Origin of the sequence: Allobrachymonas chironomi DSM 19884, from assembly GCF_000374625.1 — a bacterium.
In the GTDB taxonomy this organism is placed as follows: Bacteria; Pseudomonadota; Gammaproteobacteria; order Burkholderiales; family Burkholderiaceae_C; genus Brachymonas; species Brachymonas chironomi.
On the sequence record NZ_KB894788.1, the window covers coordinates 1 to 10037 of the forward strand.

The following is a 10037-nucleotide window of genomic DNA, read 5'->3' on the forward strand; positions in this document are numbered from 1 at the left end:
CAGCTCCTTGACTTCGCGCTCCAGTTCCTTGATGCGTCGCGCATCCGAGGTCGTGGTACCCGCACGCAGGCCAGCGTCGATCTCGGCTCTCTTGACCCAATCGTGCAGGGTTTGCGGCACACAGCCAATCTTCGGCGCAATCGATTCGATAGCTGCCCACAACGAAGGGTACTCGGCTCGATGCTCCTGCACCATGCGCACAGCGCGCTCGCGCACTTCCGGGGAAAACTTGTTGGACTTGTTCATGGCTCCATCTTCTCAAGAGTTGGGGCCTCCTCGAAACCCGGGGCGGTTCAAGCCGGTAATAATTCACACTTTCCCACTGTTACTTGGGATGGGCAACTTTCTGCCGCCCAGCCTCCAGTTCCAGCTGCACGTCACAGGCCCCCGCCAGCTCCCGGTCATGCGTCACCAGCACCAACGTGGTGCCCAGATCGTGGTTCAACGCCATCATCAGCGCCATCACGCGTGCGCCCGTGGCGTGGTCCAGGCTGCCGGTAGGCTCATCGGCCAGCAAAATGTCAGGCCGCACCACAAAGGCCCGCGCCAAGGCCACGCGCTGCTGCTCGCCGCCAGACATCAGGCGCGGGTAATGCTGCAGGCGCTGGCCCAGCCCTACCCGCTCCAGCATCGCCATTGCGGCCTGGCGGGCATCACGCCGCTGCTGCAGCTCCAGCGGCAACATCACGTTTTCCAGTGCTGTCAGGTTGCGCATCAGCTGAAAGTTCTGGAACACAAAACCCATCTTGCGGGCACGCAGGGCAGCGCGGGCATCTTCGTCCAGGGCAAACAGATCCTGACCGTCCACCAGTACGCTGCCACTGCTGGGCACATCCAGCCCGGCCAGCAGCGACAGCAAGGTGCTCTTGCCCGATCCTGATGCCCCCACAATCGCCGTGCTGCTGCCGCGGGCAATGTCAAAGTCGAGATCATGCAAAATCGTCAGCGGGCCGCCGGCATCCTGCACGGTCTTGTTCAATTGGCGCACCTGAATCATGGCGGGCGGCACGCTGGCCATAGGGGATGCATGCATCTCGGGCATGGTCGGGCTCCTGTAGTGGTCCTGAAAGACAACTATCGTAACCAAGCCGGCTGCCATATGCCCACACGCACGGAACTCTGCGCGCCAGATGGCATCCTTACAGGCATGAACGCACACACCCCCCCCTTCAACCGCCGCCTGTTCCTGTCCACCCTGGCCCTGGCCGGCCTGTCTGCGCCCTGGCATGGCCTGCAGGCAGCCACCCCTGGCAAGGTGCTGGTGGTGGGCGATTCCCTCAGTGCCGAATATGGCCTGGCGCGTGGTAGCGGCTGGGTCGCGCTGATGCAGCAACAGCTGCAGGCCGACAAGATCAGCGCCAGTATCCACAATGCCAGCATCAGCGGTGACACCAGCGCCGGCGGCCGTGCCCGTCTGCCCGGTCTGCTGCAGCAGCACAAGCCCGCCGTGGTGGTCATCGAACTTGGAGCGAACGATGCCCTGCGCGGCCTGTCGCTCGACAAGACGCTGGACAACCTCGACAGCATGGTCTACATGGCCCGCCAGACCGGTGCCAGGGTACTGCTGCTGGGCATCCAGGTGCCGCCCAACTACGGTGCCGACTACACCCGCCGCCTGACCGAGACCTATGCCCGCATCGCGCGCGAACGCAAGGTGGCACTGGTGCCGTTTCTGCTCAAGGGTGTGGGCGATGTGACCAACGCGCGCCAGTACTTCCAGGCCGATGGCATCCACCCCAATGCCAGCGCCCAGCCCATCATCATGCGCAATGTGCTGCCGGAACTGAAAAAACTGCTGGCCGCTGCTGCGGCGCGGCGCTGAGGCAGCAAAAAGGGCGACCCTTGCGGATCGCCCTGCCTCACCCACCCGCGCCAGCCAGCGCGGGCCTGTGCGTGATCAGCCCTTGTAGTTGGCCACGCCGTCGGTGATTTCCTTGGTGGCGTCTTCCAGGCCGCCCCAGCCCAGCACCTTGACCCACTTGCCCTTTTCCAGGTCCTTGTAGTGCTCGAAGAAGTGGGAAATGGTTTCCAGCGTCAGCGGGTTCAGGTCTTCCAGCTTGTTGATGTGGTTGTACTGCGGGCAGATCTTGGTGGTGGGCAGGGCCAGCACCTTGCCGTCCACGCCGGCTTCGTCTTCCATTTTCAGGATGCCCAGCGCGCGGCAGGGAATCACCACGCCAGCCTGCAGCGGGAACGGGGTCATCACCAGCACATCCACCGGGTCACCGTCGCCCGACAGGGTTTGCGGCACGTAGCCGTAGTTGACCGGGTAGTGCATGGCGGTGGTCATGAAACGGTCCACGAACACGGCACCGGAATCCTTGTCCACTTCGTACTTGACCGGAGCGGCATCGGCCGGAATCTCGATCACGACGTTGAAGGTTTCGGGCAGCTTGGAACCAGGGGTAACTTTGTCGAGGGACATGGGATGCTCTCTGTGTAGGTGAAAAACGGTTACGAATCGCGCAGATTTTAACGCAGTCCGGAGCGATTCCGGCATCCGGCAAACCCGCACCCCTGCCGGCAAAGCATGCGACAATGACAGGCTATTTTGCGCGAAGAATCGCCATCTTGCGCCAGCGCAGCCCGGTTGCCGCTCCGCATCGCGTGCCACGCTCCTGCAGCGCCCTTCCCGCATCCCCAGACATTGCAAGACATATATATAAAGGAATTCTCCATGGAAGCAGAACGCATCAACGCCATTGGCACCCACCTGTCCGATCTCGCCGAGCGCGTGCAGGACCTACGGGGGTATCTTTGACTACCCTGCCAAGTCCGAACGCCTGAGAACCGTCAACGCCGCCCTCGAAGATCCCGCCGTCTGGAATGATCCCAAGAAGGCGCAGGAGCTGGGCAAGGAAAAAAAGCAGCTCGACGGCGTCGTCGTGGTGCTGGATGAACTCGGCCAGAACATCTCCGACAGCACCGAGCTGTACGAGATGAGCTACGAGGAAGATGACGAAGCCAGCCTGCTCGCCATCGAGGCCGACGTGGCCGACATCACCGAGCAGGTCGAGGCACTGGAATTCCGCCGCATGTTTGACCAGCCGGCCGATCCCAGCAACGCCTTCCTCGACATCCAGGCCGGCGCCGGCGGCACCGAGGCCTGCGACTGGGCCAGCATGCTGCTGCGCCAGTACGTGCGCTATGCAGAGCGCAAGGGCTTCAGCGTCGAGATCCAGGAAGAAACCCCGGGCGACGTGGCCGGCATCAAGAGCGCCAGCCTGAAGATCGAGGGCGAGTATGCCTTCGGCCTGCTGCGCACCGAAACCGGCGTGCACCGCCTGGTGCGCAAGTCGCCATTCGATTCCTCCGGTGGCCGCCACACCAGCTTTGCCAGTGTGTTCGTCTATCCCGAAATCGATGATTCGATCGAAATCGACATCAACCCGGCCGATGTGCGTGTGGATACCTACCGTGCCTCCGGCGCGGGCGGCCAGCACATCAACAAGACCGATTCCGCCGTGCGCCTGACCCACATCCCCACCAATATCGTGGTGCAGTGCCAGGACAGCCGCAGCCAGCATAGCAACCGTGACGTGGCCTGGCAGCGCCTGCGCTCGCGCCTGTACGAGCACGAAATGCGCAAGCGCATGGAAGAGCAGGAAAAGCTGGAATCGTCCAAGAGCGATGTGGGCTGGGGCCACCAGATCCGCAGCTATGTGCTGGACAACAGCCGCATCAAGGACCTGCGCACCAACGTCGAGGTGAACAATACCCAGAAAGTGCTGGACGGCGATCTGGACGTGTTCATCGAAGCCTCCCTGAAGGCCAATGTGGGCAGCGCGTAAGCGCCCCGCAGCAACCCGAGAACGAGAGAGATGACCCGAGAAGCCAATACCCCCTCCCCCATGGTGCTACGCCAGGACTATGCCGCTCCGGCGTTCTGGATCGACCATGTGGACCTGACCTTCGACCTGGATCCGGTCAAGACGCGCGTGCTCAACCGCATGACGCTGCGCCGCAATCCCGATGTGCCGGCGCAGCCGCTGCGCCTGGACGGCGAGGCGCTCAACCTGGCGCGCGTGATGGTGAACGGCCAGGGCTGCTCCTTCAAGCTGGATGGCGGCCAGCTGGTGCTGGAAAACCTGCCCGAAGGCAGCGATCCGATTGCGCTGGAGATCTTCACCACCTGCAATCCCTCGAAGAACACCGAGCTGATGGGCCTGTACACCAGCCAGGGCTGTTTCTTCACCCAGTGTGAAGCCGAAGGCTTCCGCCGCATCACCTATTTCCTGGACCGCCCGGACGTGATGGCCACCTACAAGGTCACGCTGCGCGCCAGCCAGGCCGATTACCCGGTGCTGCTGTCCAACGGCAATCTGCTGGAACAGGGCGCGCTGGAAGACGGCCGCCACTACGCGATCTGGGAAGATCCCTTCCGCAAACCCAGCTACCTGTTTGCGCTGGTGGCCGGCAAGCTGGTGGCGCGCGAGCAGCGCATCCGCACGCGGGATGGCCAGGAACACCTGCTGCAGATCTTCGTGCGTCCCGGCGATCTGGACCAGACCGAACACGCCATGCGCTCGCTGCAGAACGCCATTGCCTGGGACGAAGCCCGCTTTGGCCTCAAGCTGGATCTGGAACGCTTCATGATCGTGGCCACCGGCGATTTCAACGCCGGCGCCATGGAGAACAAGGGCCTGAACATCTTCAACACCAAGTACGTGCTGGCCAAGCCCTCTACCGCCACCGATGCCGACTTTGACGGCATCGAGAGCGTGATCGGCCACGAGTACTTCCACAATTGGACCGGCAACCGCATCACCTGCCGTGACTGGTTCCAGCTGAGCCTGAAGGAAGGCCTGACGGTGTTCCGCGACCAGGAGTTCAGCGAAGACCTGGCGCACAGCGCCAGCGCCCGCGCCGTGTGCCGCATCCAGAACGTGCGCGACCTGCGCAGCCGCCAGTTCAGCGAAGACGCCGGCCCCATGGCGCACCCGGTGCGCCCCGACCAGTACCAGGAAATTTCCAACTTCTACACCTCGACCGTGTACGAAAAAGGCGCTGAAGTCGTCCGCATGTATCAGACCCTGGTCGGCCGCGATGGCTTCCGCCAGGGCATGGACCTGTACTTCCAGCGCCACGACGGTCAGGCCGTGACCTGCGACGACTTCGCCCTGGCCATGGCCGATGCCAACCCGGACAGCGCGCTGGCACAGCAGCTCGACGTGTTCAAGCGCTGGTACAGCCAGTCCGGCACGCCGCGCCTGCACGCCAACGGTCAGTTCGATGCCGCCAGCGGCTGCTACACCCTGACGCTGCGCCAGTCCTGCCCTGCCACACCCGGCCAGGCCAGCAAACAGCCCTTCCTGATTCCGGTGCGCATGGGCCTGATCGATGCCAACGGCCAGCCCGTGCCACTGCAGCTGGAAGGTGACAGCGAGGCCCCGCTGGAACGCGTGCTGGTGCTGACTGAAGCCGAACAGCAGTTCCGCTTCACCGGCCTGGACGCTGCGCCGGTGCCCTCGCTGCTGCGCCAGTTCTCCGCGCCGGTGCAGCTCGATGTTGCAGGCGAAGATGCCGCCAGCCAGCTGCACCTGCTGGCACATGACAGCGATGCCTTCAACCGCTGGGAAGCAGCGCAGCGCCTGATCATGCGCCAAACTCTGGCCGCCGTGCGCGCCGAAGGTGATGTCACCGAGGTGCTGGACAGCGCCACTCTGGACGCGCTGCGCGCCGTGCTGCTGCACCCGGAACTGGATCCGGCCTTCCAGCAGCTGCTGCTGTGCATGCCGTCCGAACATGAAATCGCCGAGCAGCTTGATGTGGTGGATCCGCAGCGTATCAAGCACGTCAGCGAAGCGCTGCGCCAGCAGATCGCCCACGCCCTGGCAGGCGAATGGGAAGCACTGTGGCACGCGCACCAGGATACCGGCGCCTATCGCCTGGACCCGGTGAGCGTTGGTCGCCGTGCGCTGGCCAACCTGGCACTGCAAAACCTGTGCCGTGCGGCCGCCGACCATGGCGACAGCGTCTGGACGGGCAAGGCCTACCAGCGCAGCAAGGATGCCGGCAACATGACCGACCGCATCGGCGCACTGCAGGCCCTGCTGCAGGCGCGCAGCCCGCTGGCACAGCCGGCACTGGAGCGCTTCTACCAGCAGTTCCAGGGCGAGCAGCTGGTGGTGGACAAGTGGTTTGCCATGCAGGCCATGCGCAGTGATGCCGCTGGCGAGGTGCTGCCGCAGGTACGCCAGCTGATGCAGCACCCGGCCTTCCAGCTGACCAACCCGAACCGCGTGCGCAGCCTGGTCTCGGCCTTCTGCCACAGCAACCCCGGCGCCTTCCACCGCCGCGATGCCGCCGGCTATGTGTTCTGGGCCGATCAGGTGCTGGCGCTCGATGCCGTCAACACCCAGATCGCCGCCCGTCTGGCGCGCGCCATGGACCACTGGAAGCGTCTGGCCGAACCCTACCGCACTGCCGCCGGCGAAGCGATTCGCCGCGTCGCCGGCAAGAAGGACCTGAGTCCGGATGTGCGCGAGGTGGTGGGACGCGCGCTGGCGGACTGAGCGCAGGCCGGGGCCCTGCCCCGGCAGCCCGCGGGCGGTGGGCGCCCAAGCAAAAAGCCTGGACTGCTTGCGCAGTCCAGGCTTTTCTGTGGGTGCTGCCTGCAGTCAAGCTGCAGGCGCAAGCCGATCAGCGGCGGCGGTAAGCCGGCGCGCCGCCGCCACCGGTACGCGGCTCCAGACGGCGGAAGGTAATACGGCCCTTGTTCAGGTCGTAGGGGGACAGTTCCAGAGAAACGGTATCACCCGCCAGAATGCGGATGTGGTGCTTGCGCATCTTGCCGCTGGAATAGGCCACGATGGGGTGGCCGTTTTCCAGGGTCACGCGGTAACGGGAATCGGGCAGCACTTCGTCCACGACACCTTGCATTTCGATCAGTTCTTCCTTGGCCATGAAATTCTCCTGGTAATGATTTCACACTGGCTGCTGTGGTTGCGATGCCGGCAGGATAACCGGCTGTGCCGACGGCCTGGTGGGCCGGGATCAACACGCAATCAGGAACCACAGAGGAAAACGCAGCCACTACAGGCACCAGCGGCGTGCTGGCCTTGCAGGGATTGGCATGGTGAAGAAACCCTCCAGCCTGTGAACACCGGTGCCGGACCGGGATCTGGCAGCAGATGCCAGAGGCTGTACAACTGTGGCTGCTTGCGGTAGTAAACGGTTGCAGCAGCAAAGCTGTAATCTTACAACTTTATTCTGGCTGGGTCAAGGGTTTCCCCAGGGGATGTGCCAGCACCCCATCCCGGCCGGCCGTTGGCACCCGGCAGGACAACACAGCTTCCCTATAATCTCGGGATCACCGACTTTTTTCGTATCGAGACACCACCATGCCCACCCGTACCATCAGCCTGACCCGCTATCTTGTTGAACAACAGCGCCACGACGGCCGCATTCCCGGCGAACTGCGCCTGCTGCTGGAGGTGGTGGCACGCGCCTGCAAGCGCATCAGCTACGAAGTCAACAAGGGTGCGCTGGGCGAGGTGCTAGGCACCGCCGGCAGCGAAAACGTGCAGGGCGAGGTGCAGAAAAAGCTCGACATCATCGCCAACGAGGTGCTGATCGAGGCCAACGAATGGGGCGGCCACCTGGCGGCCATGGCGTCCGAGGAAATGGACGGCATCTACCTGGTGCCCAACCGCTACCCGCATGGCGAATACCTGCTGATGTTCGATCCGCTGGACGGCTCCAGCAACATCGATGTCAACGTCAGCATCGGCACCATTTTCAGCGTGTTCAAGAAGGATCCCGGCCAGGACGGCGTGAGCGAGGCCGACTTCCTGCAGCCCGGTCGCCAGCAGGTAGCCGCCGGCTATTGCGTGTATGGCCCGCAAACCACGCTGGTGCTGACCGTGGGCGATGGCGTCGCCATGTTCACGCTGGACCGCGAGCTGGGCAGTTTTGTGCTGACACAGGAAAACGTGACGATTCCGGAAGACACCCAGGAATTCGCTATCAACATGAGCAACATGCGCCATTGGGCACCACCTATCCGCCGCTACGTGGATGAATGCCTGCAAGGTGTTGAAGGTCCACGTGAAAAAAACTTCAACATGCGCTGGATTGCCAGCATGGTGGCCGACGTGCACCGCATCCTGACGCGTGGCGGCATCTTCATGTACCCCTGGGACCAGCGCGAGCCCACCAAGCCCGGCAAGCTGCGTCTGCTGTACGAGGCCAACCCGATGAGCTGGCTGGTGGAACAGGCTGGCGGCGCTGCACACAACTGCCAGCAGCGCATTCTGGATGTACAACCCACCGCCCTGCATGAGCGCGTGAGTGTGGTACTGGGCAGCAAAAACGAGGTGGAGCGTGTACTGCAATACCATCTGGAGGCTCAGCAGTAAGCGACCCACCCTGATTCGCTTGCAGACATGACACAGGCACTTTCTGGAGCCTGTGTCATATTACGAACGCGATTCCCAGTACACGCCAGTGGCATTGCCTGCCCCTGGAATCGGCTTGTAGAAACTACCATTTACTTGGGTGCGTCGGATCAGATAGTCTCGAAAACGGTCATGGATATCTCGGTTATGAACATGGTTGGGCGCAGCTTTCCAGAAGTCGTCCAATGGGCCTTGCCAAGTCAGGCCCCGAATGTCGTAGATGGCAGACCCACATACTTTGGTAGGGGCCTTATGCCACAGGGCTGACAGTCCCACCGTGCTGTTGATCAGCACTACTCCTCGCGCGTGCTTGAGCACGGTAGGCAGATGCTGATCGTGGATGTAGAGGACACGCTCAGCCAGATTTAGCTCTTCGGCCAGAATACGGATCATGCGACGGTAGTTTCGGTAGCCGCGATCCATGGGATGATGCTTGATGACCAGATAGGTGTCGGCCGGAGCTTCACGGGCAAAAGAGTCCATCACCGCGACGATGAACTGCTCCATACTGTCCCAGCGCGCATGAATTCGGATCTGGGAATCGTTGTGCACCTGCAACGGCAGCAAAAAATAGCGTTTGGCCAGCGGCCCGGACAGGCGCTCCTCAGTACCACGCTCCGTCCAGCGGAACAACCACTTGCGCCAAGCCGAACGCACCCATGGAAATCCCTCACGCAGAGTGAGCGGCCGGTGGTGGACGTAATGCGGAAACCACGGCTTGCCCAGCGAGCCTACGCCAAAATAGCAAAAACCGTACCATACCATATTCCAGAAGGCGCTACCCACCTCGCGGGCCACGGGCAAGGATTCCTTGATGGGTGGATAGTGCTCCGGGTTGCGAGAGAGTAGCGAATAACCATTAACACCTGAATACTCCAGCGTGATGTAACTGGGGCGCACATAGCCTTCTTCAAACACGCCCACGCTGATACCACGACCAGCGGCAATCCAGTGCGACATGACATGCACCGGTCGGCAATCGCCAAACAGGAACATCACATCGATATGGTTCTGCTCCAGATAGTGTTCGAACCACAAGGGCCAGTCGACCATGGTGCCGCGGTAGTTGACGGCATTCTTGCGATAGAACAGCCAGTCACCAGCATTAAAGTTGATCTTGTGCACGATAGCCCCTGCAGCTTGCAGGTCATCGGCCAGGCGACTGAAAAAAGGACCGATAGGCCCTTGCAGTAACAGGACATGTTGTCCTTTGAAGTTCATCAACCCGTTGGTCAGCATAGAGAGGAGTTGTGGCTTACTGGCAAAACATAGCCCTCCGCCTTCTGGAGCCAGGAGGCTAGTATGCTATCACCGGAAGCAGGTTTAGAGAACTGCACAGCCAGCATATTTCTGTAAAGTCTCGAGCCTGTCATAAATTTTGTGTGTAAGGCATACCATGTGCAACAGGAGCATGTATGTCAAGCAAAACGAAGTTGAAGAACGCGGCGATTGCCGAGAAGTCTGCCTCGCTGCCAAGCATCCCCGAGGAGTTGCTGGACCAGCTGGTACAGCAAGGCCCAATGACGGCCGCATCGATCCAGGACATGACGATGGCGCTGAAGAAGGCGCTGATCGAACGTGCCTTGGGTGGAGAGCTCAGCCATCATCTGGGATATCCACCGGGGGGTGAGCGGCCAG

9 protein-coding genes and 1 pseudogene are annotated in these 10037 nt (G+C 62.1%); 5 read left to right on the top strand and 5 right to left on the bottom strand.

What is annotated here, in order from left to right; all coding sequences use genetic code 11:
- Positions 1-246, bottom strand: a 246-nt coding sequence (locus C513_RS0112020; RefSeq protein WP_026320817.1) for a transposase, incomplete at its 3' end; no start/stop codon positions are given.
- A 79-nt stretch (positions 247-325) separates the two neighbouring features.
- Entirely contained in the window at positions 326-1042 is a 717-nt protein-coding gene (locus tag C513_RS0112025; protein WP_245552838.1) for an ABC transporter ATP-binding protein, read from the bottom strand.
- Positions 1043-1147: 105 nt separating this feature from the next.
- Between C513_RS0112025 and C513_RS0112030 the strand changes: the two genes are divergently transcribed.
- A complete protein-coding gene (locus tag C513_RS0112030; protein ID WP_018716249.1) occupies positions 1148-1822 on the top strand; it encodes an arylesterase in 675 nt (224 codons plus the stop codon).
- Between the two features lie 75 nt (positions 1823-1897).
- On the opposite strand, the gene ppa is transcribed toward C513_RS0112030, so the two are convergent.
- Positions 1898-2425, bottom strand: coding sequence for an inorganic diphosphatase (ppa, locus tag C513_RS0112035; protein ID WP_018716250.1), 528 nt, complete (start codon positions 2423-2425; stop codon positions 1898-1900).
- 252 nt (positions 2426-2677) lie between these two features.
- On the opposite strand from ppa, the gene prfB reads away from it, so the two are divergent.
- Both prfB and pepN read left to right on the top strand, forming a co-directional pair.
- Positions 2678-3791 (top strand): peptide chain release factor 2 gene (gene prfB / locus C513_RS0112040; protein WP_156816109.1). Its coding sequence is split into 2 segments (ribosomal slippage): positions 2678-2758 and positions 2760-3791, totalling 1113 coding nucleotides; the frame shifts between segments, so codons are not numbered across the junction.
- A 30-nt stretch (positions 3792-3821) separates the two neighbouring features.
- A complete protein-coding gene (gene pepN, locus C513_RS0112045) occupies positions 3822-6515 on the top strand; it encodes an aminopeptidase N (RefSeq protein ID WP_026320816.1) in 2694 nt (897 codons plus the stop codon).
- 127 nt (positions 6516-6642) lie between these two features.
- On the opposite strand, the gene infA is transcribed toward pepN, so the two are convergent.
- Positions 6643-6906: a translation initiation factor IF-1 gene (infA, locus tag C513_RS0112050; protein WP_018716252.1), complete on the bottom strand. Its 264-nt coding sequence runs from the start codon at positions 6904-6906 to the stop codon at positions 6643-6645.
- A gap of 437 nt (positions 6907-7343) precedes the next feature.
- Here infA and C513_RS0112055 point away from each other — a divergent pair, with 437 nt between their 5' ends.
- Positions 7344-8360, top strand: a complete 1017-nt coding sequence (locus tag C513_RS0112055; protein WP_018716253.1) for a class 1 fructose-bisphosphatase — start codon at positions 7344-7346, stop codon at positions 8358-8360.
- 60 nt (positions 8361-8420) lie between these two features.
- Here the strand turns inward: C513_RS0112055 and C513_RS13465 are convergent, their stop codons facing one another.
- Entirely contained in the window at positions 8421-9620 is a 1200-nt protein-coding gene (locus C513_RS13465; protein ID WP_169335124.1) for a capsule biosynthesis protein, read from the bottom strand.
- A gap of 194 nt (positions 9621-9814) precedes the next feature.
- On the opposite strand from C513_RS13465, the pseudogene C513_RS0112065 reads away from it, so the two are divergent.
- Positions 9815-10037: pseudogene (locus tag C513_RS0112065) on the top strand (IS256 family transposase); the annotation flags it as partial.